Raw genomic sequence first — 24,286 nt, forward strand, 5'->3', positions numbered from 1 at the left:
ATTAAAGGAATATGGATACCTATAAAAGCGACAAATAGGAATTTAAAAGCATAACTTTTTTTAAGAAAGCTGATTTGTGAGAGTTTATGATACAACTTCATAAAAAGACAAGAATAAGCGTAGATTAATAGCTATTTTTATTGGGGCAATTGCTAAAACAAAATTAGCTTTTATAGCCAATTAAACTAATATTTTGAAGAATTTCTAAATTTTTTCAAAAATTAAATTTGTAAAAGTTTTCAAAGGCTTATTTTTGCGCTATGGGAAGAAAAAATACAGACAAAGTTGTCTTTCATCAAATTCAAGTTCTTGATGCTGGTGCAAAAGGGGTTTCAGTAGCCAAAGCACCTGACGGAAAAGTAATCTTTATTCCGAATGTGGTACCTGGAGATGTTGTAGACGTACAGACATTAAAAAAAAGAAAGGCTTACTACGAAGGTAAAGCTGTAAAATTTCACGAATTATCTGAATATAGAGTAGATCCGATCTGCGAACATTTTGGAGTGTGTGGAGGTTGTAAATGGCAAAATATGAAATACAGCCAGCAACTTGCATTTAAACAAAATGAAGTTAAAAATCACTTACAAAGAATAGGAAAAATTGAGCTTCCAGAATTTGAAGATATTTTAGGTTCTGAGAAACAGTTTTTCTATAGAAATAAAATGGAATTTTCTTTTTCTAACAGCCGTTGGCTTACAGAAAAAGAAATTGGAAGCACGGAAGACTTAGGAAATAGAAATGCTTTAGGATTCCATATTCCGAAAATGTGGGATAAAATTCTTGACATCAATAAATGCCATCTACAAGAAGATCCCTCAAATGCCATTCGTAACGAGATCAGAGCTTTTGCAAACGAGCATAATTTAGCATTTTTTAATCCAAGAGAACATTCTGGATTATTGAGAACTGTCATGATTCGTACTGTCTCTACAGGAGAAATTATGGTTTTAATTCAGTTTTTTGAAGATGACAAAGAAAGTAGAGAATTAATTCTTGACCATTTATACGAGAAGTTTCCACAGATTACCTCTTTACAATATGTGGTAAACGGCAAGCAAAATGACACTATTTACGATCAGGATGTTATTCTTTACAAAGGAAGAGATTACATTTTAGAAGAAATGGAAGGTCTAAAATTCAGCATTAATGCAAAGTCTTTCTATCAGACAAATTCTGACCAAGCCTACGAATTATACAAAATAACACGTGATTTTGCTGGTCTTACAGGAAACGAGACGGTTTATGACTTATATACAGGAACAGGGACAATTGCTCAATTCGTTTCTAAAAAAGCAAAAAAAGTAATCGGAGTAGAAAGTGTTCCAGAAGCTATTATTGATGCTAAAGCCAATGCAGAACGCAATAATATTACAAATTGCGAGTTTTTTGTTGGTGACATGAAAGTAGTCTTTAACGAAGCTTTTATTGCACAACACGGGAAACCAGATGTTATTATTACAGACCCGCCTCGCGACGGAATGCACAAAGATGTAGTGGAGCAAATTTTAAAAATTGCACCAAAAAGAGTAGTTTATGTAAGCTGTAATTCTGCAACTCAAGCACGTGACTTAGCTTTAATGGATGAAAAATACAAAGTGACACGAGTGAGACCTGTTGATATGTTTCCGCAGACGCATCATGTTGAAAATGTTGTACTTTTAGAACTTCGATAAAAAATAGATGAAAAAACTAATTTCTCTTTTGCTACTCTTTACTTTTGGCTTATCTAGCTGCGAGAAAGATGATATTTGCGACGCCAATACACCAACCACGCCAAGATTGGTGATTACATTTTATGATATTGCCAATCCGACAAAAACTAAAAATGTAAGCAACTTAAAAGTTATTGGCGATGGAATGGAACAGGGAATTGTTTTTAATGAAAGTCTCGCCGTTGATGATCCGTTGAGATATGTAACCAGCGGAAGTAGTGTTATGATTCCTTTAAAAATAAATGACAACACAACAACCTTCAAGTTTATTTATAACTCTTTAAGTGAAACGCCGACAACGATCAATACTGATGTTATAAAATTCAACTATACGACACAAAATGTGTATGTATCTAGAGCTTGCGGATTTAAAACTATTTTTCAGTTAACAAACGTTGCCCCTTTTGTACATACTGATCCAGACGGAGATACTTTCTGGATGACCGAAGTTGATTTAGAAAACCCTAACATTGAATTAGAAAATGAAACACACATTAAAGTTTATTTTTAGTCTTTCATTATTGTTTTCAATGTTTTTAGGTTTTGCTCAGGATGTGCCTGAAATTTCTAAAAATAAAGACACAATAGTGGCTAAAAAGCCTCAAACAGAAAAAACTGTAAAAACGGTAAAACCAGAAATTCAGGAAGCTCCAAAAGATAGCGTTGTAAAAACTGATCGCTATGGACTTCGTGTTGGTGTTGACTTGTACAAATTAACTCGCGGACTTTACGATAAAGATTACAAAGGAATTGAATTTGTAGGAGACTGGCGCTTGACAAAAAAATATTATATAGCTGCAGAATTAGGCTACGAAGACAAAACTACAGAAGACGACCGATTGACTTCTTCTGCTAACGGAACTTATATTAAAGCAGGTTTTGATTATAACTTTTATCAAAACTGGCTGGATATGGAAAACCTCATTACGATAGGAATGCGTGGTGGTTTCAGTACTTTTAGCCAAGAACTAATTAATTACAAAATTTACAATTCGAATCCATATTGGGGTGAACTACCTCCGATAAACGAGGGTCAGAAATACAGCGGACTTATGGCAACTTGGATCGAAGTTGCAATGGGATTAAAAGCACAGGTTTTTAGAAACGTATTTGTTGGTTTTGGTGTTCAGCTGAAACTTCTGGCTACAAACAAAGAACCAAATAATTTTGAAAACCTTTACATTCCAGGATTCAACAGAACTTACGATGGAAGTTTTGGAATCGGTTTCAACTATACCGTTTCTTACTTTATTCCGATTTACAAGAAAAAGACAATGGCTTCTGAAACTGCAAAAAAAGAAGAGCCTAAGAAGAAATAGTTTTTTTTTGGACGCTAAGATACTAAGGTTCTAAGATTAAAAAAGGGAAAATTCAATTTGAATTTTCCCTTTTTTATGATGTTTAGAAACTAAGCAACTTAGAACCTTAGTAGCTTAGCAACTCGAAACTATGTTAATTGAAAATTAATTGCTGCTTGCGTATGTATTAAAGTTGTGTCAAAAATCGGAACATTTAAGTCTCCTTCTTTTATGACTAGTGGAATTTCGGTACATCCTAAAATGATTCCTTCTGCTCCGTTTTTTATCAATTCATTTGCTATTTCTAGATAACGTTTTTTCGTTTCTTCCGTTGCGATTCCTCTTCCTAATTCCTCAAAGATAGTGTAATGAATAAAATCTTTTACTTCTTCACTTACGGGAATTATCGTTTCAATTCCTTTTTCAGCAAGCTTGTCTTTAAAGAAATCTAGTTCCATTGTAAATTTGGTTCCTAACAGACCTACTTTTTTCAGCTGTTTTTTCTCAATTTCAATTGCCGTTTCTACTGCAATATGAATAAGAGGAATATCAATTGCTTGTTGTAATCTATCCGCAATGAGATGCATGGTATTGGCACATAAAAGGATCGCTTCTGCCCCGCCCGATTTTAAAACTTCCGCAGCTTTCAAAAGCATATTAAAAGTTGAATCCCAATCGTTGGCATCGTTATTCTTTTTAATATCGGCATAATTAAAAGAATAAATCAAACACTCAGAGAAATTCAATCCGCCAAGTTTTTCATTAATTCCTTTATTAATCAAGGTATAATAATCAGATGTAGAAACCCAGCTGATTCCGCCAATAAGTCCAATTTTCCTCATATACTTTTTTAGATTATTCGATTTCTTTGATTCCTTTTATAAAAAGCCATTTCATAAAAAGCTTCTCCCCATCTTTGGTTCTCACAGCTTGAAATTTAGGACCAATTATAGTTCCAATTACAAATGCTGTCATCGGAATCCAAATCCCTGTTAATCCTGTATAAGAAGCAATCAAATATCTAAATAGAAGAAATAGAATTGCAAAAGCTGCTAATTGATATAAAAAAGCTCGTAGTTGTAGTTTTGACATTTTTTTTGAGTTGCTAAGGTTCTAAGATGCTAAGATTCTAAGTTTTTCCTTTGAATCTTAAACAACAGAAACCTTAATTATTTAAAATTTTCTTTAATCTTTTTTAGTTAGCTAAAATTCTAAGCATCTTAGAACCTTAGTAACTTAGAAACTTAGACTTGAAATTTCGTTCTCTTGCTTCCTTCGTACATTTCGTATTTCACCAAACGTGCTTCAAGACTTCCGTTGAAAAGTTTGATTTTTCTTGACGGTTTTAATCCGACAAATTTCAAAGCTTCAAGGTTTGCTGTAATAAACCAAGCATTTGTTCCAGGATAATTTTTCTTTAAAGTGTCTCCAATATTAGCATAGAATCTTTCCATGTGAATATCCAAACGCTCATCATAAGGCGGATTGAAAACGACATGAAGTTTTCCTTCTGTTTCTTTTTCCGTATCAAAGAAATTTTCTTCGTAAACCTTAATATAATCCTCTAAATTGGCATTTCTGATATTATCTTTTGCTTTGCTAACGGCGCTTGGCGCTTTATCAAAACCTTTAATCGTATAATGAAACTCGCGTGTTTTTTTCATTAAACTACCCACAATTGTATCAAACAAATCATTATCCCAATCTTTCCATTTTTCAAAAGCGAACTCTTTTCTGTTGATGTTTGCTGGAATATTGCAGGCAATCATAGCCGCTTCTGCCAAGAAAGTTCCCGAACCGCACATCGGGTCAAGGAAATGGCTTTGCCCGTCCCATCCAGACAATAAAAGGATTCCAGCTGCTAAAACCTCATTAATTGGTGCAATATTCGTAGCTGTTCTATAACCGCGCTGATGAAGCGAAGCACCAGATGTATCTAAAGCTACAGAAACCTGATCTTTATCGATATGAATATTAATGCGCAAATCTGGATATTGTTTATCAATACTTGGTCTTTGCCCAGTTCTTTCTCTAAACTGATCTACAATTGCGTCTTTGCATTTCTGAGAAACAAATTCAGAATGATTGAAATAAGTAGAATGCACCGTAGCATCAATCACAAAAGTCTGGTTCGCATTTAAATATTTTGACCAGTTTAAACCCGAAATACCTTTGTACAAAGCCTGCTCATTATTTGCTCTAAAAGAATAAATTGGTTTTAAGACTTTAAGAGCCGTGCGCAAAGACAAATTGGCTTTGTACATAAAACCTTTATCTCCTTTAAAGCTTACCATTCTCACTCCTTTTTCAACATCTTGAGCGCCAAGTGTTCGTAATTCTTTTTCTAATATTTCTTCAAAGCCAAAAAAACATTTGGCAATCATTTTAAAATTTTCTTCCATTTTTTTTCAATTAAAAAAAGCCAATCGCCATAACATTTTATTATACTGGTATAAACACGTATCGGAGCGAAATAGTTATTTTTCGGCAAAAATACACTAAATTTGCCGGACTTTGAATTAATTGAAATAGAATAAATGTCTGAAAAACATAACGCATCAACGCCAAACCAAGAAGACGACAATCAAAACTGGTATTCTTCATGGTTTGATACGCCATATTATCACATTCTTTATAAGGATCGTAATTATCGTGAAGCTCAGATTTTCATGGACAATTTAACGCATTACCTTAATTTGCCTGAGAAAGCAAAAGTATTGGATTTAGCGTGCGGAAAAGGCCGTCATTCTATTTATTTAAATCAACTTGGCTATGATGTCTTAGGAGCCGATTTGTCTGAAAACAGTATTGCCGAGGCCAGCAAAAACAGTAACGAAACACTGCATTTTAAAGTGCACGATATGCGCGAACCTTTTGAAGAAAAGTTCGACGCTATTTTTAACCTTTTCACCAGTTTTGGCTATTTTGAAAGCGACGATGATAATCTAACAACCTTAAAGGCAATTAAAGAAAGCCTATCTGAATATGGTTTTGCTGTTATCGATTTCATGAACGTGGCAAATGTTATTGAAAATCTTGTCCCTGAAGAAGTAAAAACGGTTGACGAAATAGATTTTCATATCAAAAGATATGTTGAAGACGGACATATTTTTAAAGAAATTGATTTTGAGGACAAAGGCAGAAAATATCATTTTACAGAAAAAGTAAAAGCACTAACTTTGAAAGACTTTCAGGATTTAATGGACGAAGCCGGAATTTTCCTGCTGGACATTTTTGGAGACTACAAACTCAAAAAATTCCATAAAACCGAAAGCGAAAGATTAATCATGATTTTTAAATAAATTGGTAAATCGTTTAATTGTTTAACCGTTTAATCGGAAGCAAAAAACGATTAAACGAATCAACGGTTAAACAAATATAAATGAACTATTTATTACCTTTATTTTCTGTACTTTTAGGATATAGCGCGGCTTTGTTTATAAAACCCGAAAACAAAACCAATTTAAAATTACTGCTGGCTTTCAGCGGCTCTTTTTTATTGTCTCTAACCGTAATGCACCTTCTTCCAGAAGTTTACGAATCACACAATCATAATATCGGAATCTTTATAATGGTCGGAATTTTGTTCCAGATCGTGCTCGAATTTTTCTCAAAAGGAGCCGAACACGGACATGTTCATGGACATGCAAAACTGTCTCAGATTCCGTGGCTATTGTTTGCCAGTCTTTGCATTCATGCCTTTTTAGAAGGTTTTCCAGTAAGCCATCATCACGGTTTGGCTATAGGAATTGCCATTCATCACCTTCCAATTGCGGTTATTCTAACGACCTTTTTTATCAATGCCGATTTAAACAAAAAAGCCATTTTTGCTTTCATGCTGACATTTGCCATCATGACACCGCTAGGAACTGTGGCATCTGAATATTTGCCATTTTTAAGCAAATATTACACCGAAATAACAGCAATTGTAATTGGTATTTTATTTCACATTTCGTCAACGATTATTTTTGAAAGCAGCGAAGGACATAAATTCAATATTGCTAAAGTTTCTATGATCGTTCTCGGAATTCTATTGGCATTCTTTTTATAATCTGGGCGTGGCACCATCCCGATAAGAGGGCAAATTTACTTTGAGGTTATTCGCCCTCTTATCGGGACGCTGTCGGGCTATCCGCATTAATTCGGTAATTTGCTCCTATCCCTCACGCAAAAAAATTATTCATAAGTCAACTCTAGATTCTAAAATCTCCTAAAACGTGCTGTCCTTAAAGAAATAAAAGCTAAAATTCTATCTATTCTCTCTAACAAATCTAACTTGGTACTTTATCTTTAAAAAAAACTTTGTGAAAAATATTTTAGCATATGTAACAATGATGGGAATAAAGCGTCTTTATGCTAAAAAAACACAAGAAAAAAATTGATTTTAAATCTCTGAGACTTTGCAAGATTGAGATAAAATATATTAATTTTGACGAGTCTAAATAACGATAAAATGACATTTACCAAAACCACTGAACAAGCATCAAAATATGAACATTTAGAGAAAATGTCTGTTCATGAATTGTTATCCAATATAAACCAAGAAGACAAAACTGTGCCTTATGCGGTAGAAAAAGCTTTGCCACAAATCGAAGCTTTAATTCCTCAGATTGTAGAGAAATTAAAACTCGGAGGCAGATTGTTTTATATTGGTGCAGGGACTTCTGGCCGTCTTGGTGTTGTCGATGCTTCAGAATGTCCGCCAACTTTTGGCGTTCCTTTTGATTTAGTAAATGGCATTATTGCAGGCGGTGATACAGCCATAAGACGTGCTGTAGAAAACGCCGAAGACAGTACAACAAATGCTTGGATCGATCTTCAAAACCATAATATCAATTCAAACGATGTGGTTATTGGAATCGCTGCTTCTGGAACGACTCCTTATGTAATTAGCGGTTTAGAATCTTGTAATAAAAACAATATTGTAACAGGATGTATTACTTGTAATGCAGGAAGTCCGTTGGCTTTAACTGCCCAATTCCCAATTGAAGTTGTAGTCGGACCAGAATTCGTAACAGGAAGCTCTAGAATGAAAGCTGGAACTGCACAAAAATTGGTGCTGAATATGATTTCGACTGCATCTATGATTCAGCTTGGAAAAGTGAGAGGAAACAAAATGGTTGATATGCAGTTAAGCAATATCAAACTTGTTGATCGAGGCGTTAAGATGATTATGGATGAAATTTCGGTTTCGTATGATGAAGCTTCTGAACTATTGAAAAAATATGGCAGCGTGAGAAATGCTGTTGATAATTATAAAAAATAAAAGTATTTTGCTTTGTCGTTTAGTTTAATCGCAATCCCGATAGCTATCGGGAGCTAAAGTTTACGCAAGGTTCGCAAGTTTTTTCAAAGCTTTGCGAACCTTGCGTTTTATTAAAGTTTCTAATGTAAAAAAACTTTGCGACCTTTGCGGTTAAACACAAGTCAAACAACTTGAAACTTGACACAAGGAAAACCTGAAACTAAAAACATGGCAACAAACAAAGAATTACTAAAAAAAGGAGTGAAATATTTATCAGGTGCTCTGCCTCTTATGTTTCTTGGCCCAACATTGATTTATAATGCTTTTATGAATCAGCATACTAACTGGCATTATCTTGTTTTAGGAATCGGAATTGTGGCTTGTCTTTCTTCTATGCTTTTGATCTTTTTCGGATTGAAAATCATTATGAAAGGTATTTTTAATGACTAAATAAGCAATCAACAAACCTAACAGGTTTTGAAAACCTGTTAGGTTTAATATTTATAAAACATGGAAAGTCTAATTCACATTCAGAAAACATTTGAAAAAGTTGTTTATATCGATAAACGAATAAACAATCGAGAATTTGAAGATTGTGTGTTTAAAAATTGTGATTTTTCCAACAGCAATTTCAATTCTAATACTTTCCTTGACTGCGAATTTATTGACTGCAATTTATCTATGACCAGTTTGGCTGGAACGAGCTTAAAAAATGTAACCTTTAAAAACTGTAAACTTCTCGGAATCGCTTTTAATGAATGTGACGATTTTTTATTTCAAGTATATTTTGAAGATTGTGTTCTGGATTATGCTCTTTTTTCGAATAAAAAAATGCCTAAAACCAAGTTCATCAATTCTTCTGTGCGCGAAGTAACTTTTATCGGAACCAATTTAACGAGTTCTGTCTTTGACAATTGCAATCTTGACGGTGCTATTTTTAACGAAACTCAACTAGCTGGAGTTAACTTTAAAACCGCATACAATTACAAAATTGATCCTGAGTTTAATCCGATGAAAAAAGCCCAGTTTTCTACTGAAGGAATTGTTGGATTATTAGATAAATATGACATTAAAATCATTTGATTATGAATGAAGATCAATCTTACCTAGAAAGTGTTAAAAAACAATTTTTATATTATAAAATGCTTGGCGAAAAAGCAATTGACCAACTTGAACCATCACAGCTTTTTGTTTCTTTTAATGACGACACCAACAGTATAGCGACAATTATAAAACATATTTCTGGCAATATGCTTTCTCGTTGGACAGATTTTTTAACTTCTGACGGCGAGAAAGAATGGCGAAACCGTGATTCCGAATTTGAAAACGATTTACAATCTAAAGAAGAAGTTTTGGAAGTTTGGAATAAAGGCTGGAATTGTCTTGAAAATGCTTTGGAAAGCTTAAAACCCGAACAGCTTTCAGATATCATTTACATTAGAAATGAAGGCCATACGGTTATTGAAGCTATAAATCGTCAATTAGCACATTATCCTTATCATGTCGGACAGATTGTTTTTTATGCTAAACAATTGAAAAACAGCGAATGGAATAGCTTATCGATCCCGAAGAATAAATCAGGAAATTATAATGCCGAAAAGTTTGCCAAAGAAAAAGAAATCAAGAACTTTACTGATGATGAATTAAAGAAATTGAAATGATAAAAGCTGTAAGCTTAAAGCATAAAAAAATGAAAAAAATACTATTCTTATTACCGATTCTGGCTTTAGTGTCTTGTTATAATACCGAACACAATTGCAAGGATTTTAAAACTGGAAAATTCAAATTTGAAACAGAAGTCAATGGCGTAAAAAAAACAACTTATTTTGAGCGCAAAGAAGATATTGAAATCGAAACATTTGAAGGAAAAACAGATACCGCGACCATTCGCTGGGTAAGTGACTGCGAATATGTGCTGCAGAAAAAACATCCAAAAAATATGGCTGAAGAAAAAGCCATCAGCATGAAGATTCTAACAACTTCTAAAGATTCGTATACTTTTGAATTTGGCTTGGTTGGTTCTGAAGAAAAGCAGCGAGGCACAGTTTATAAAGTTGATTAAACTTTCGTTATATACTATTTAAAGCTCCAAGATTGGAGCTTTTTTTTTAATCTATTTAAAAATGAAATACAGTGTGGAGCTACTTACGGAGATCCCTCGTTCCTCGGGATGACAAAACTGTGGAAAAAAACCTTTGTCCCTTTGTCCCTCTGTTTCTTTGCAACTCAAAAAATAAAAATGTTTCTTTTACATTTCTATTTTAAATAGTACATTAGGACTTTAATCTAACCAAATGAAAAATACCATTTCGCAAAGAGTAGCTGACTTTTTAAAAGGATATCCGCCGTTTAATTTTTTGCATCAGAGAGATTTAGAAAAACTGTCTGAGCAGATTTCAATTATATATAAAGAAAAAGATGCTGTGATTTTTGCTGAAAATGACAAAACTCACGACTCTTTTTATGTGGTTCATAAAGGTGCAGTAGCTTTGAAAAAAAGCACTAAAAATACGGTTTTAGACATGTGTGATGAAGGGGATATTTTTGGACTTCGTCCGCTTTTGGCACAAGAAAATTATATTATGGAAGCTGTGGCGCATGAAGAAACCATTCTATATGCCATTCCGATTGCCGTTTTTAAACCCTATGCGCTTGAGAATAGAAATGTTGGTAATTTCCTGATTGAGAGTTATGCTTCGAATACTCGAAATCCGTATTCAGATATCCATAAAGATAAATTATATGGTGATGATCAGCTGAATGAAAATTTGCATTCCAGCAATCATTCTTTCGATTTAGCTCCTATCAAATATTCCAAAAAAATCGTAACCTGCAGTCCGTCAACAACTGTTAAGGACATTGCGAAAATCATGAATAAGAAAAAAGTCGGTGCCATTTTGATTGTAGATGAAATGCTTCCGATTGGTATTTTGACGGATAAAGATCTTCGAAACAAAATTGTCACTGGAGATTTTCCTATAACGACAACTGCCGAAACAATAATGACAAAACCGGTTATTACGTATCCGAAAAAAATGACGGTTACCGAGGCGCAAATGGCGATGATGAAAAGCAATATCAGCCATTTATGTTTGACAAAAGACGGGACTGTAAATACAAAAGCAGTTGGAATTTTGTCAAAACACGATGTTATGGTGGCGCTCGGAAATAATCCAGCCGTTTTAATAAAAGCCTTGAAACGTGCTAAAAAAGTCAAAGAAATAAAGCCAATCCGAAACCGAATTATGCAATTGCTACAAGGTTATTTGGATCAAAACATTCCGATGACTCTGATTACCAAAATCATAACTGAATTGAATGAAGCGTGCATAACTCGAGTTATCGAAATTTGTATCGAAAAAATGAGCAGTCCGCCACCTGTAAAATTTGCTTGGCTGGCACTTGGAAGTCAGGGACGTGGTGAACAGATGCTGCATACGGATCAGGATAATGCCATTGTGTACGAAAATGTCAATGAAGTTTTCAGAGATGAAACTAAAATCTATTTCTTAAAATTTGCTGGACTTGTCAATAAAGGTCTTTTTGAAATTGGTTACGATTATTGTCCTGCCGAAATGATGGCTTCGAATCCAAAATGGTGCATGAGTTTGGATGAATGGAAAAGTCATGTGCGCCATTGGATTACCAATCCTGGTAAAAATGAAGTCTTATTGTCGTTTATTTTCTTTGATTACAGCTTAACTTACGGAGATAGCGAAGTGGCAAATCAATTGTCCGATTATATTTTTGAAGATTTAAAAGCAAATCCGATTTTTTATATGCATTTGGTAAGCGGTGCTTTACAAAGTCCTTCTCCAACTGGTTTCTTTAGACAGTTTTTAGTAGAGCAAGACGGAGCTAACAAGGATAACTTTGACATTAAACGAAGAGCTTTAATGCCTTTAACCGACGCAGCACGTGTTTTAATTTTATCTCATTCGGTAAAAGGAATCAGTAATACGGCAGAGCGTTTTGAGAAACTGGCAGAATTGGAACCAAACAATAGAGAGCTATATTTATCATGTTCGTATTCGTTTAAAGCGTTATTAAAATTCAGAACGAAACAAGGATTGTTGCATCATGATTCGGGTCAGTTTATCGAATTGGAATCTTTAACCAAAATGGAAAAAATTAAACTGAAACGCACTTTTAAAACGATTAAAGAACTTCAGGAACTTATTTCAGTACGTTTTAACATCTCAAATCTGGTATAATAATGAGTTTATTCAATTTTTGGAAGAAAGAAGAAAGCAATCTATTCCACGAAAATATTACGATCGAAGAAACTCGTTTTGTGGTTTTAGATACCGAAACTACAGGATTTGACTACGATAATGATCGTATTTTGTGTATTGGCGCACTGGTTCTTCAAAACGGAATTATTAATGTTCAGGAAAGTTTTGAGGTTTATTTGGAACAAGACCATTATGACAAATCTACCGCTCAGATTCATGGTATTTTAAAAGATCTGCTTATTAAACGCCCGACTGAACTAGAAGCTTTAAAGCAGTTTTTAGATTTTTTAGGAGATTCTATAATTATTGCACATCATACCATTTTTGATGTTACGATGATCAATAGAGCTTTAGAGCGCAATGGACTTCCGCAATTGCAAAACAAAACTTTAGATACGGCTTATTTGTATAAAAAGACTTTGATTCAGTCGCATTTATTTGAACGAAAAGATCATTATACCTTAGATGACTTAGCCGATAAATTTGATATTTCAAAAAAAGATCGTCATACCGCTTTGGGAGATGCTTATATAACAGCGATTGCTTTTCTTAAGATTGTGAAGAAGTTAAGAGAAAAAAAAGAGGTCAGCTTAAATCAGCTTTTTAAATATTAATTTTTTTTTATCAATCTTAAATTTACATTCAAAACCTTCAATTTACCATTTCATAATACAAGACTTAGATTTATTAGCATTAAGAAAAAATTAACATAACGTGTACTTTGTTTTAGAGAGATAGCTTTGCCTTAATCAAAAAAATAAAAAACACTTTATGAAAGCTAACTTTTTAAAATCAATTACCTTGCTTGGACTTGCAGGTTTTTCTGCAATAAGCTGTCAAAATGATGACAAAGATTCAAAAAACGATGTAAACGCAAGTATCGATTTTACTTCACATTCAAAAGTACCTCCTTTTGTGTATGCTCAAACAGGTTTTGAAAACTTAAAAATCAGTACTTTAATTACAAGTGCAGATATTCTTCCAAATTCACCTTCTTTTGTTTACGGAGCACAGCCAGACGGTGCCGGATTAATGAAAGACCCAAATGGTGATGGATACATTATGATTACCAACCACGAAATTATCCAATCTGTATCTAGAGTATATTTAGATAAAACTTTCAAACCTGTAAAAGGAGATTATATCGTTGATGGTGTTGGAGGCCTAACTCGTTTATGTTCTGCTACTTTGGCAACTCCAGAAATCCACGGATTTGGACCAATCTTTTTAACTGCCGGAGAAAGCGGTCAAGAAAGCATGGTTCACGGAATTAATCCTCTTGGATTATCTTCCGATAAAGCTAGAACAGATAGAGTTTTACCAGCTTTAGGAAAAGCAAGTATGGAAAACGCAGTTCCGCTTCCAAAAGAGGCTTATCCTGGAAAAACAGTTATTTTAATCGGTGAAGATCAGTCTTATGCAACTTCTCACGTAAGCGCCGGCCAGCTGATTATGTATGTAAGTACAGTTGGTGATTTATCTAACGGAAAATTATACGCTTTAAAAAGAACTGATGGAAATCAAGTTGAAACTACTATGACTTTAAACAATTCATACCCAGTTGAATTTGTTGAAATTCCAAATGCTAAAAACTTAACTGGTGCTGTAATCAATACAACGGTTAATGATTTAAAAGCAATTCGTTTTTCAAGAGTTGAAGACGTAGATTACAGAAAAGGAAGCGCAAGCAACAATAGAGAAATCTATTTTACTGCAACTGGTCAGGCAACTAACAATGCTCCTGTTGAAGGATATACCATGTGGGGAAGAGTTTATAAAGTAAAATTAGACGCAACAAACCCATTAAAAGGAACTTTAGAATTGGCTGTTGAAGGTGACAGTACTCCTGGAACTGGAATCATCAATCCAGATAACTTATGCGTAACTGAAAACTATGTTTACATTCAGGAAGATGGCGACAGCTATTATGCAGATGCAAAACACGATTCATACATTTGGCAATACAATATTGCTACAAAACAAAATAAACCGTGGTTAAACATGAATCACAAAAGAACAGATACAGCTTGGAACACACTTTATAACCAAACTGGCGAAATGAGATTTGGAAGCTGGGAATTTGGAGCCATGCAAGACATTTCAGATATCATTGGTGTTCCAGATACTTTCACGGTAAATATTCACCCTCATACTTGGCAGAGCGATGCATTTAAAAATGCAGACGGTTCAGGAACTCAAACTAACAAAGAGGGAGGGCAAACTGTAATTATTAGAAACGTGCAGCGCTAATAATTTCTAACAAAAGCTTATTGACAACCCTTATTTTCCGATAAGGGTTGTTTCTATTACAACACCACTATGAAATTAAAATATCTTACTTTTCTATTCCTACTGCTTTCTTTTTTCTTTTCATGCAAAGAAAGCGAAGCTTCAAAACCTACAGTTAAACAAGAACTACTTGTCGATTTAAGTAAACTTAGCAATGAAATTACTCATTTTCAAAAGCTTGTAAAAAGCAATTCTTCACAGAAAGAAATTGTCGAACAATTTAAAAAATCACGTCTGGCATATAAAAAAGTCGAATGGGCAATTGAATATTTTATTCCTGAAACCGCCCGATTTATGAATGGTCCCGCTCTTGACGAAATGGAGTTGGAAGAAAACCGCTCTTTTGAACCTCATGGCTTTCAGGTTATGGAAGAAATGATTTATCCTGAATACAATCCAGAAAGTAAAGAAGATTTAGCGAGAGAATTGCATATTTTTCAATCGAATATAAAACAATTAGAAAGTACATTTGAAGCTATAACTGTAAGTGATGATTACGTTTTAGATGCTATACAGCAGAATGTTTTTAGAGTGATTGCCTTAGGAATTACGGGTTTTGATAGTCCGATTTTGCAATCTTCAATTCCAGAAGCCAGCCAAAGTTTAATCTCAATTCCAGAAACACTTGAAAAGATTGATGCTGATAATAAATCGGTATCTGAATTAAGAGAGTTAACCAAAAATGCACAAAAATACTGCACTGAAAATAATAATTTCAATGCTTTTAATCGTGCAGTATTTATAACTGAATATCTAAATCCGATTTCGAAAAAACTGAAAACTTTTCAGAAAGAAGAAAACATTAAAGATGTAAAGAAAAGCAGTCCGCTAAAACCAACAATTGAAACTTTATTCGACAAAGATGCCTTTGACGTAAATGCTTTTGTACTTTCTAAAGAATATGCTTTTACTAAAGAAAAAGCTGTTCTAGGCGAAAAATTATTTTATGACAGAAGTCTTTCCAAAAATAATGACAGAAGCTGTGCGACTTGTCATAATCCAGAAAAAGCTTTTACTGATGGCTTAAAAACTAATGTTTCATTAACGGGAAAGAATTTACCCCGAAACACTCCTACTCTAACCTATGCCTCTCTGCAAAATGCTCAATTTTGGGATATGCGTCAATTAGATTTAGAAAAACAGAGTGTTGATGTGATCCAGAATAAAGATGAAATGCATGGTTCTATGGAAAATATTCATGCTAAAATTCAGCTTGATAAAGAATATGTAAAACTATTCAAAAAAGCCTTTCCAAAAACCTCAAAACCTGAAGCTTGGCAGATTCAAAATGCTATTGCGAGCTATGTGCGTTCTTTAAATTCTTTTGATTCTCGATTTGATCAATACATGAGAGGAAATAAAAATGTTCTGAACAATGAGGAAATCGAAGGAATGAACCTATTTATGGGAAAAGCAAAATGTGCCACCTGCCATTTTACACCTTTATTTAACGGAACGGTTCCGCCAAGTTATTCCAAAACCGAACACGAAGTTATCGGAACTCCAAATGAGCCTTCAGGAAAATCTTTAAGTCCAGATAAAGGCCGTTACATATACAATAAAATGCCACAATTGGTTGGTGCTTTTAAAACACCAACGGTTAGAAATTCGGCTGTTACAGCTCCGTACATGCATAACGGAGTTTTTAAAACGCTGGAAGAAGTGGTTTCTTTTTACAATAAAGGCGGCGGAATTGGTTTAGGCTATGAAGTAGAAAACCAGACACTTCCTTTTGACAAACTGAATTTAACTGTAAAAGAGGAAAAAGCTCTTGTTGCTTTTATGAAAACGCTCACGGACAAGAAATACCAGTAAAACCAAAATAAAACCCCAATTAAACAAAACCGCCGAAAAAGATCTTTTTCGGCGGTTTTTATTTTTTTATTCTTCAATGAAAAGTCGGTAAGGAAATACGTTTGATGATCTATTTTTTAAGTTCTTTATAAAACTTTCGCATAAATAATCCCATTCTGTAGCTGATAGATAATTTCTTTCTGTTGCATTTATTTTTAAATAAATATCTACCGTTCTACTAAAACCTGCTTTTACAGAAATTTCTTTTCGTGTTCCTTTCTCTATTCTAATATCTGTTAGACAACTTTTAAAATGATTAAATCCAAACGCTTTTATATCCGCAAATGTTACAATTCTGCCACGAGTAAGTAAAGCATTTCTATAAGCCAAAATACGGTCTTTATTATTCTGCTTATTCATTCCGCCCACAGTATTAGTAACCAAAACTGCCTCTTTACTTACAAACAGCAAATCGTCTTTCGATTCTAAAACAGTTCCTGCTTTGATATCGTTTCCTTCTTCTGCACAAGTTGACCAATAATGTATAGCAAATGACTTTCCTAAAGATTCGTCAATCTTTGGCTTAATCATTATGTAAGGATCATTATTTTTAGAAAAACTGCTTTCTCTTGCCTGTTGCTCTACAGAAGCTAAAAGCTGATTTATTTCACTGGCATTCCTGCAGGAAAACTTAAAGAAGAAGAGAAACAAAAACTAAATACTATTGAAGACGTTTTGAGAAAAAGGGTAATTGGCCAGGATCATTGTATTGCAACTGTTTCAGGATCTATTCTCGAATCACGTTCGGGATTAAGCAAAGCTGGACAGCCAATTGCATCATTTTTCTTTTTAGGACCAACAGGAACTGGAAAAACAGAATTAGCAAAAAGCTTAGCGGAATTTCTTTTTCAAGATGAAAATGCTATTATTCGTTTTGACATGTCTGAATTTAAAGAAGAACATTCTGCGGCTTTGTTGTACGGGGCACCTCCAGGCTATGTCGGGTATGAAGAGGGAGGTTTGTTAGTCAATAAAATTAGGCAAAAGCCCTACTCTATTGTTTTATTTGATGAAATTGAAAAAGCACATCCTTCTGTTTTTGATGTTTTTCTTCAGATTATGGACGAAGGAAAACTGCATGACCGTTTAGGCAAAGAAGGCGATTTTTCAAATGCCATTATTCTTTTTACCTCAAATATTGGTGCAGATCATATCGTCACTACTTTTAATAATGGTGAAATTCCTACTTCAAATTCTCTAATGGAAATTATGGCAAATTATTTCAGACCAGAATTTTTAGGACGTTTAACCGAAATTATACCTTTTGCGCCTATCAGCAAAGAAAATGCATTAAAGATTTTCGAGATACACCTCAAAAAAGAATTTACAGACTTATTGAAAAACATTAATATTAAAGTCGAAATTCCGATAGAAGCAAAACTCTATCTTGCAGAAAACGGCTATAATGCCAAATATGGAGCAAGACCAATTAAAACCATTATCAGAACGCATTTAAGAAGGCCTCTAGCTAAGAAAATAATTTCCGGAGAAGTCAAAGATGGTGATACTATTTCAGTAGTTATTGAAAACAACGAAGTAAAATGGATTAAAGAAGAAGCCCTTTCAATTTAAAATTAGATCTCAATAATTTATATAAAAAACGCTAAGAAATTAATTAATCTTAGCGTTTTTTTTATTTTTATTCTAAAACTAGGCCTATTTGTCCATCGTCGTCTAATTCTGTTTCAACAGGATCATCTTCTGGAATTTCCGGTTTTTCCGGAACTTCTTCAACTGGTTCTTCATAAGGAAGCGGCTCTAATAAATTCACCTGTCTTAATTTATCAGTCGTCAATTGATTTCCTAAAGCTTTGAAACCTTTTACGGCTATAAAGTCTTCTACATCAATATGAAGATCGTCTTTTTGAACACCTTTTACTTTGGCGAAAACCAATTGTGCCACTGGACGATAATCAGTCGAAACGATTTCTAACTGCGAATTTGGATGATCAGTAATGAAACTTTCTTCTTTTCCTTCATTTTCTACCAAGAAACGTTTCAAGAAATAACGTTCTTTTTCTCCATCATAATAGATTGCTGAAATTGGTTTTTTAGGATTCCATTTTTCCAATACAATCATGTCTTCATCGAAATGAGTTGATAATTCTGGAATGACTACTTTCAATTTCCCTGATTGACTAATGACTAAGATTTTATCCGTTGGTTTAAATTCTCCTAATAATTCTCCTCTTGCATCAACATTTAAACGTTTTACGGTATCATCAAACCAAACTTTTCTTGGCAGTAAAGTCGAAATTCCTTTTTCTTTTAATTCGATTTTTTTGATTGGATATTTGGTTACTAAATTTCCTTTAGAACCACGCCCTTTAATAGCTAACTTAGCGAAATCAATATCGAATTTCAGTTTCTTAATCGTTCCAACCTGACGAAGCAAAATAGTCACAACCTCGGCTTCTCCATTAGGATTATGCGAAAAATACACTACCTGAGAACCGTTTGTTCCATTCGTTAAATCGTAGGCTTTATCGCGTGTTACACCTGTAACATTAAAACGTTTTATATAAGACGGACCTGACTTACCATCACGATACATCATATTATAAATCGTGCGTTTATCGTTTTTATCAAATACCGCTGCGTGTATAATATCTTTTCCGATAAAAGTCTTGGCATCAACTTTTGTAATCATCATGGTTCCGTCTCGTAAAAACACGATAACATCGTCAATATCAGAACAGTCGCCTACGTATTCATCTTTCTTTAAACTAGTTCCTACGAAACCTTCTTCGCGGTTTACGTATAGTTTTGTGTTTCTTAAAACTACTTTTGTAGCTTCAACGTTATCAAATACGCGAAGTTCTGTTTTACGCTCTCGCCCTTTTCCATATTTCTCTTTCAGTTTGGTAAAGTAAGCAATGGCAAAATCGGTAAGATGCTCCAAATTGTATTCTACCTCTTTCATTTCCTCTTCTAATCTAGAGATTAATTCATCTGCTTTATCAGAGTCGAAACGAGTAATACGAATCATCGGAATTTGAGTCAGTCTTTGTAAATCGTCATCGTTGATTTCTCTAACAAATGATTTTTTGAAAGGCTCAAAACGGTCGTATAAATATTTGTAAAGTGATTCTCTATCTCCATATAATTTGAAGTCAATATACATTTCTTCACGAATGAAGATTTTTTCTAAAGTAGAGAAATGCCACTTATTTTTTAATTCTTCTAATTGAATTTCAAGTTCTTGTTTAAGCAAATCAACCGTTCTTTCAGTTGAAATCTTCAACATTTGTGAAACACCAATAAATAACGGCTTATTATCTTCAATTACACATCCTAAAGGTGCAATTGAAGTCTCACAGGCTGTAAACGCAAACAAAGCATCGATTGTTTTGTCTGGCGAAACTCCCGGGAAAAGATGAATTAAAATCTCAACATCAGCGGCGGTGTTGTCCTCAATTTTCTTGATTTTGATTTTCCCTTTTTCATTGGCTTTCAAAATACTATCAATCAAACTCGATGTATTGGTAGAAAACGGAATCTGCGTAATTACCAAAGTATTTTTGTCTAATTGCGAAATTTTAGCACGCACACGCACACGTCCGCCACGCATTCCGTCGTTGTAATTCGAAACGTCGGCAATACCAGCTGTGGCAAAATCTGGATAAAGCGTAAATGACTTCCCCTTTAAGATTTTAATCGACGCGTCAATTAATTCGTTAAAATTATGAGGAAGCACTTTTGTAGAAAGTCCAACCGCAATACCTTCTGCTCCTTGTGCTAAAAGCAATGGGAATTTTACAGGAAGATTAATTGGTTCAGCTTTTCGACCATCATAAGATAGTCCCCATTCTGTAATTTTTGGAGAATATAAAACCTCCAAAGCAAATTTGGATAAACGTGCCTCAATATAACGGGGTGCTGCTGCACCATCACCAGTTAAGATATTTCCCCAGTTTCCTTGACAGTCAATCAATAAGTCTTTCTGACCGATTTGTACCATGGCATCACCAATACTCGCATCTCCGTGTGGGTGATACTGCATGGTGTGACCAACAACATTGGCAACTTTATTATAACGACCATCATCCAACTCTTTTAAAGAGTGCATAATACGACGCTGAACAGGCTTGAATCCGTCTTCGATAGCAGGAACTGCACGTTCCAAAATTACGTACGAAGCATAATCCAAGAACCAGTCTTTATACATTCCCGTTACTTTAGTAATAACGTCTTCGCCTTCTTCTTCTTGATTTTCGTAAAAATGTGCACCTTCGAAATGTTTTCCTTCACCATCAATCACATCATCATCGCCATCCTGAATGTTATCCAGATTTTCCTCTGAATTATTCTCGTCGTCGTTTGGAATTATGTTATCGTCTTCTTCGTCTTTCATATATTTTGTTCAGTATAAATACTAAAAAATTCTTCTGTAATTCTTTTCTTTTTAAACCTCTTCAAGCTCATCAATCTCCACCTTAAGATTTTTGATAATAAAATCTTGTCTGTCTGGGGTATTTTTACCCATATAGAAAGATAACAGCTGCTCAATCGAAGTATGTTTATCCATCATAACCGGATCAAGGCGAATGGTGTCTCCAATAAAGTTTTTGAACTCATCTGGAGAAATCTCTCCTAAACCTTTGAATCGCGTGATTTCTGGTTTTGGCTTTAATTTCTCGATGGCATCTTTTCTTTCTTCTTCAGAATAACAATAAATGGTTTCTTTTTTATTTCGAACCCTGAAAAGTGGTGTCTGTAAGATATACAAATGGCCTTCTTTGATTAACTCAGGGAAAAATTGAAGGAAAAACGTAATCAATAATAGACGAATGTGCATTCCGTCGACATCGGCATCGGTTGCGATTACGATGTTGTTGTAACGCAGTTTTTCTAATCCGTCTTCGATATCAAGCGCTGCTTGCAATAAGTTGAATTCTTCATTTTCATACACAATCTTTTTAGACATTCCGTATGAATTCAGAGGTTTACCACGTAAACTGAAAACCGCTTGTGTATTTACGTCACGTGACTTTGTAATTGATCCAGAAGCCGAATCTCCCTCAGTAATAAAAAGCGTACTTTCTAAGTTTCTAGGGTTTTTGGTATCTGGAAGATGCGCTCGGCAGTCTCTTAATTTTTTATTGTGAAGATTGGCTTTTTTAGCACGATCTGTTGCTAATTTTCTAATTCCTGACAATTCTTTTCGCTCGCGTTCTGCCTGAAGAATTTTACGCAATAACGCTTCGGCTGTTGGCGGATTTTTATGCAGGTAATTATCCAGTTTCGTTTTGATGAAATCGTTAACGAAAGTACGAACAGAAACCGCTGGTGTTCCGTCATCAGAACCCATATCGGTAGAACCTAATTTTGTTTTGGTCTGAGACTCAAAAACCGGTTCCATTACTTTAATGCTAATCGCACTTACAATCGATTTTCGAACATCTGACGCATCAAAATTCTTATTGTAAAACTCTCGAATTGTTTTTACAACCGCTTCACGATACGCCGCTAAGTGCGTTCCTCCTTGTGTTGTGTTCTGACCGTTTACAAAAGAGTGATATTCTTCGCTATATTGGGTTTTACTATGGGTCAATGCCACCTCAATATCGTGGTCTTTCAAATGGATAATTGGATATTCTAAATCTTCTTCACTGATAGTCTCTTCCAACAAATCACGAAGTCCGTTTTCTGAATAGTATTTTTCTCCATTGAAAATAATCGTCAAACCATTGTTTAGATAACAATAGTTTTTAACCATTTTCACTACATATTCTAAACGGAATTTAAAGTTTTTGAAAATTGTTTCGTCTGGCGTAAAAGTTACTTTCGTTCCTTTACGTTTTGTTGTTTCTATAATATCTTCTTCGGAAACTAAATTACCAGCTGAAAACTCTGCCGCTTTTTGTTTGTCATCACGAACCGATTCTACGCGGAAATAAGTCGAAAGTGCATTTACTGCTTTTGTTCCAACTCCATTCAAACCTACTGATTTCTGGAAAGCTTTTGTATCATACTTTCCTCCCGTATTCATCTTCGAAACTACATCGACCACTTTTCCTAAGGGAATACCTCGTCCGTAGTCCCGAACGGTAACCGTCTTTTCTTTGATACTTACCTCAATAGTTTTTCCAGAGCCCATTACGAACTCATCGATACAGTTGTCTAAAACCTCTTTTAGAAGAATGTAAATACCATCATCCGGCGCAGATCCGTCTCCAAGTTTTCCGATATACATCCCAGGACGCATACGGATATGTTCTTTCCAATCAAGCGAACGAATATTATCTTCGGTATATTGATTTTGCTCTAGCATATATGATTTTGGGATTTTTTGCTAATGTACCATTTCTTAGCAAAAAATGAAAGCGTATTTTCTTTTTGTTATGAATAATAACAGTTTAAAATCTATTTAAATTGATTTTAAAGTAAAAAGGGCGCTGAAAGGATCTAAAAACTGCTTTTTCAGCAAAAAATATTATTTGATTCCTAGCACTTCTTTTGCTAAAGCAATCATTTCGGGCGTTCCCGTATTTTTATTTTTCTCGTCAGAAAGTTTCACAACACCCTGCCAATGTAGATTATCGGGTTTTGTATCGGTCAATTTTATAACCATATTCATTGCAGGAAGCCCAACATCATTAGTAAAATTTGTTCCTATTCCAAAAGACATTTTTATTTTGTCCTGACAGAAATCGACAATCTTTTTTACTTTATCATAATTTAAAGAATCAGAAAAAACAATAGCTTTTGATTTTGGGTCGATTCCCATTTTTATGTAATGCGAAATCACTTTTTGAGCAAATTCAATTGGGTCACCACTATCATGTCGGACGCCATCAAAAAGTTTAGAATATTTTTTATCAAACTGATTGAAAAATATTTCGGTAGTATAAGTGTCTGTTAAAGCTATTCCGAGATCGCCGCCGTAAACTTGTGTCCAATGTTCCAGGCTTATCGAATTTGCCATTTTAAAACCATATTGCGCGGCATGAAACATAAACCATTCGTGAGCGTGCGTCCCTAGAGGTCTCCGATTATTGACCATTGCAAAATGTACATTGCTGGTTCCAATGAAGCTCTGCCCGCCATAAGTACGCAAAGTCTCATTTACAAGATTCTGCACATCATAAGAGTGGCGTCGTCTGGTTCCAAACTCTAAAATAGAAACTCCAAGTTTATTATAATTCTCTATTTTTTCTTTCGTAAGACTTTTTACCGCTTCATCATTTAAACGAATTAAGTGGTTGGATTTATAAAAAAGTTCCGAAATCAAAGCCATTAACGGTACTTCCCACAAAATGGTTCTGTACCAAAATCCTTCAACGGTAACTTTTATTTCTGATCCTTCCTGACTAATCTGAACTTCAGACGGATCAAAGCTATATCCTTGCAGAAAATCTAAATACGTAGGATCGAGATAGGGACAATAATGGGCGAGATAGTTCTTTTCTTCTTTTGTTAAACGAAGATCTGCCATTGCATCGACAGAATTTCGAAGTAAATCGGCAAAACCTTCCGGAAAAATATGTTTTCCACGGTTTATAAAACCATAACGAACTTTTGCTTTTGGAAAAAGTTTAATTACAGCATGCTGCATTGTAAATTTGTAGAAATCATTGTCTAAGATTGATTTCAGAAAAGTTGTTTCCATAGCATTCAAATTCGGATCATTCTTGCTAAGATACGTCAATT

21 protein-coding genes and 1 pseudogene are annotated in these 24,286 nt (G+C 34.4%); 15 read left to right on the forward strand and 7 right to left on the reverse strand.

Features of this window, described 5'->3' with window-relative positions:
* Positions 1-260 precede the first annotated feature (260 nt).
* The 3 genes from rlmD to BLP44_RS05695 are packed head-to-tail and all read left to right on the forward strand — an operon-like array spanning position 261 to position 3,031.
* Complete coding sequence (gene rlmD / locus BLP44_RS05685) at positions 261-1,673, forward strand: 23S rRNA (uracil(1939)-C(5))-methyltransferase RlmD (RefSeq protein ID WP_091130411.1); 1,413 nt, start codon at positions 261-263, stop codon at positions 1,671-1,673.
* 7 nt (positions 1,674-1,680) lie between these two features.
* Positions 1,681-2,223 (forward strand): DUF6452 family protein, encoded by a 543-nt coding sequence (locus BLP44_RS05690; RefSeq protein WP_008462612.1) that lies wholly within the window; start codon positions 1,681-1,683, stop codon positions 2,221-2,223.
* A complete protein-coding gene (locus BLP44_RS05695) occupies positions 2,195-3,031 on the forward strand; it encodes a DUF6048 family protein (RefSeq protein ID WP_066032232.1) in 837 nt (278 codons plus the stop codon). Before BLP44_RS05690 ends, BLP44_RS05695 begins: the two co-directional genes overlap by 29 nt.
* Positions 3,032-3,159: 128 nt before the next feature.
* Here BLP44_RS05695 and BLP44_RS05700 read toward each other — a convergent pair whose 3' ends face one another.
* From BLP44_RS05700 to BLP44_RS05710, 3 genes are all read right to left on the reverse strand, one after another.
* Complete coding sequence (locus BLP44_RS05700; RefSeq protein WP_091130414.1) at positions 3,160-3,852, reverse strand: aspartate/glutamate racemase family protein; 693 nt, start codon at positions 3,850-3,852, stop codon at positions 3,160-3,162.
* Between the two features lie 13 nt (positions 3,853-3,865).
* Entirely contained in the window at positions 3,866-4,102 is a 237-nt protein-coding gene (locus tag BLP44_RS05705; RefSeq protein ID WP_008462608.1) for a hypothetical protein, read from the reverse strand.
* 152 nt (positions 4,103-4,254) lie between these two features.
* Entirely contained in the window at positions 4,255-5,412 is a 1,158-nt protein-coding gene (locus tag BLP44_RS05710; protein ID WP_091130417.1) for a THUMP domain-containing class I SAM-dependent RNA methyltransferase, read from the reverse strand.
* 135 nt (positions 5,413-5,547) lie between these two features.
* Between BLP44_RS05710 and BLP44_RS05715 the strand changes: the two genes are divergently transcribed.
* The 11 genes from BLP44_RS05715 to BLP44_RS05765 all read left to right on the forward strand — a co-directional run bounded on the left by BLP44_RS05715 (position 5,548) and on the right by BLP44_RS05765 (position 16,594).
* A complete protein-coding gene (locus BLP44_RS05715) occupies positions 5,548-6,312 on the forward strand; it encodes a class I SAM-dependent methyltransferase (protein ID WP_008462605.1) in 765 nt (254 codons plus the stop codon).
* A gap of 80 nt (positions 6,313-6,392) precedes the next feature.
* The gene (locus tag BLP44_RS05720) at positions 6,393-7,061 is read left to right on the forward strand and encodes a ZIP family metal transporter (protein ID WP_091130421.1); all 669 of its coding nucleotides are present in this window, start codon (positions 6,393-6,395) and stop codon (positions 7,059-7,061) included.
* Between the two features lie 402 nt (positions 7,062-7,463).
* Positions 7,464-8,276, forward strand: coding sequence for an N-acetylmuramic acid 6-phosphate etherase (murQ, locus tag BLP44_RS05725; RefSeq protein WP_008462601.1), 813 nt, complete (start codon positions 7,464-7,466; stop codon positions 8,274-8,276).
* A gap of 207 nt (positions 8,277-8,483) precedes the next feature.
* Positions 8,484-8,705, forward strand: coding sequence for a DUF6095 family protein (locus BLP44_RS05730; protein ID WP_008462598.1), 222 nt, complete (start codon positions 8,484-8,486; stop codon positions 8,703-8,705).
* Positions 8,706-8,765: 60 nt separating this feature from the next.
* Positions 8,766-9,338 carry a pentapeptide repeat-containing protein gene (locus BLP44_RS05735; protein WP_008462597.1) on the forward strand — a complete coding sequence of 191 codons (573 nt, stop codon included), beginning with the start codon at positions 8,766-8,768 and terminating at the stop codon, positions 9,336-9,338.
* A gap of 2 nt (positions 9,339-9,340) precedes the next feature.
* Positions 9,341-9,916 carry a DUF1572 family protein gene (locus tag BLP44_RS05740; protein WP_091130424.1) on the forward strand — a complete coding sequence of 192 codons (576 nt, stop codon included), beginning with the start codon at positions 9,341-9,343 and terminating at the stop codon, positions 9,914-9,916.
* Between the two features lie 29 nt (positions 9,917-9,945).
* A complete protein-coding gene (locus BLP44_RS05745) occupies positions 9,946-10,317 on the forward strand; it encodes a DNA topoisomerase IV (RefSeq protein WP_170830217.1) in 372 nt (123 codons plus the stop codon).
* A 232-nt stretch (positions 10,318-10,549) separates the two neighbouring features.
* Positions 10,550-12,469 (forward strand): DUF294 nucleotidyltransferase-like domain-containing protein, encoded by a 1,920-nt coding sequence (locus BLP44_RS05750; RefSeq protein WP_091130431.1) that lies wholly within the window; start codon positions 10,550-10,552, stop codon positions 12,467-12,469.
* Positions 12,470-12,471: 2 nt separating this feature from the next.
* Positions 12,472-13,104: a 3'-5' exonuclease gene (locus BLP44_RS05755; protein ID WP_091130435.1), complete on the forward strand. Its 633-nt coding sequence runs from the start codon at positions 12,472-12,474 to the stop codon at positions 13,102-13,104.
* Between the two features lie 157 nt (positions 13,105-13,261).
* Positions 13,262-14,740 (forward strand): PhoX family protein, encoded by a 1,479-nt coding sequence (locus BLP44_RS05760; protein ID WP_091130439.1) that lies wholly within the window; start codon positions 13,262-13,264, stop codon positions 14,738-14,740.
* A gap of 69 nt (positions 14,741-14,809) precedes the next feature.
* Positions 14,810-16,594 (forward strand): cytochrome-c peroxidase, encoded by a 1,785-nt coding sequence (locus BLP44_RS05765; protein ID WP_091130443.1) that lies wholly within the window; start codon positions 14,810-14,812, stop codon positions 16,592-16,594.
* A 66-nt stretch (positions 16,595-16,660) separates the two neighbouring features.
* Here the strand turns inward: BLP44_RS05765 and BLP44_RS05770 are convergent, their stop codons facing one another.
* Positions 16,661-17,284 carry a hypothetical protein gene (locus BLP44_RS05770; protein ID WP_244511687.1) on the reverse strand — a complete coding sequence of 208 codons (624 nt, stop codon included), beginning with the start codon at positions 17,282-17,284 and terminating at the stop codon, positions 16,661-16,663.
* Here BLP44_RS05770 and BLP44_RS05775 point away from each other — a divergent pair.
* Positions 17,243-18,205, forward strand: a pseudogene (locus BLP44_RS05775) (AAA family ATPase); the annotation flags it as partial. The gene BLP44_RS05770 and the pseudogene BLP44_RS05775 sit on opposite strands and share 42 nt — an antisense overlap.
* Before the next feature lie 67 nt (positions 18,206-18,272).
* On the opposite strand, the gene BLP44_RS05780 reads toward BLP44_RS05775, so the two are convergent.
* The 3 genes from BLP44_RS05780 to pncB form a co-directional block, all read right to left on the reverse strand.
* On the reverse strand, positions 18,273-20,987 hold the full coding sequence (locus tag BLP44_RS05780; protein ID WP_091130446.1) for a DNA gyrase/topoisomerase IV subunit A: 2,715 nt from the start codon (positions 20,985-20,987) through the stop codon (positions 18,273-18,275).
* A 51-nt stretch (positions 20,988-21,038) separates the two neighbouring features.
* Positions 21,039-22,907 (reverse strand): DNA topoisomerase IV subunit B, encoded by a 1,869-nt coding sequence (locus tag BLP44_RS05785; RefSeq protein WP_008462577.1) that lies wholly within the window; start codon positions 22,905-22,907, stop codon positions 21,039-21,041.
* Between the two features lie 162 nt (positions 22,908-23,069).
* The gene (pncB, locus tag BLP44_RS05790; RefSeq protein ID WP_066032241.1) at positions 23,070-24,245 is read right to left on the reverse strand and encodes a nicotinate phosphoribosyltransferase; all 1,176 of its coding nucleotides are present in this window, start codon (positions 24,243-24,245) and stop codon (positions 23,070-23,072) included.
* Positions 24,246-24,286 lie beyond the last annotated feature (41 nt).

Source organism: Flavobacterium anhuiense (genome assembly GCF_900101855.1).
In the GTDB taxonomy this organism is placed as follows: domain Bacteria; phylum Bacteroidota; class Bacteroidia; order Flavobacteriales; family Flavobacteriaceae; genus Flavobacterium; species Flavobacterium anhuiense.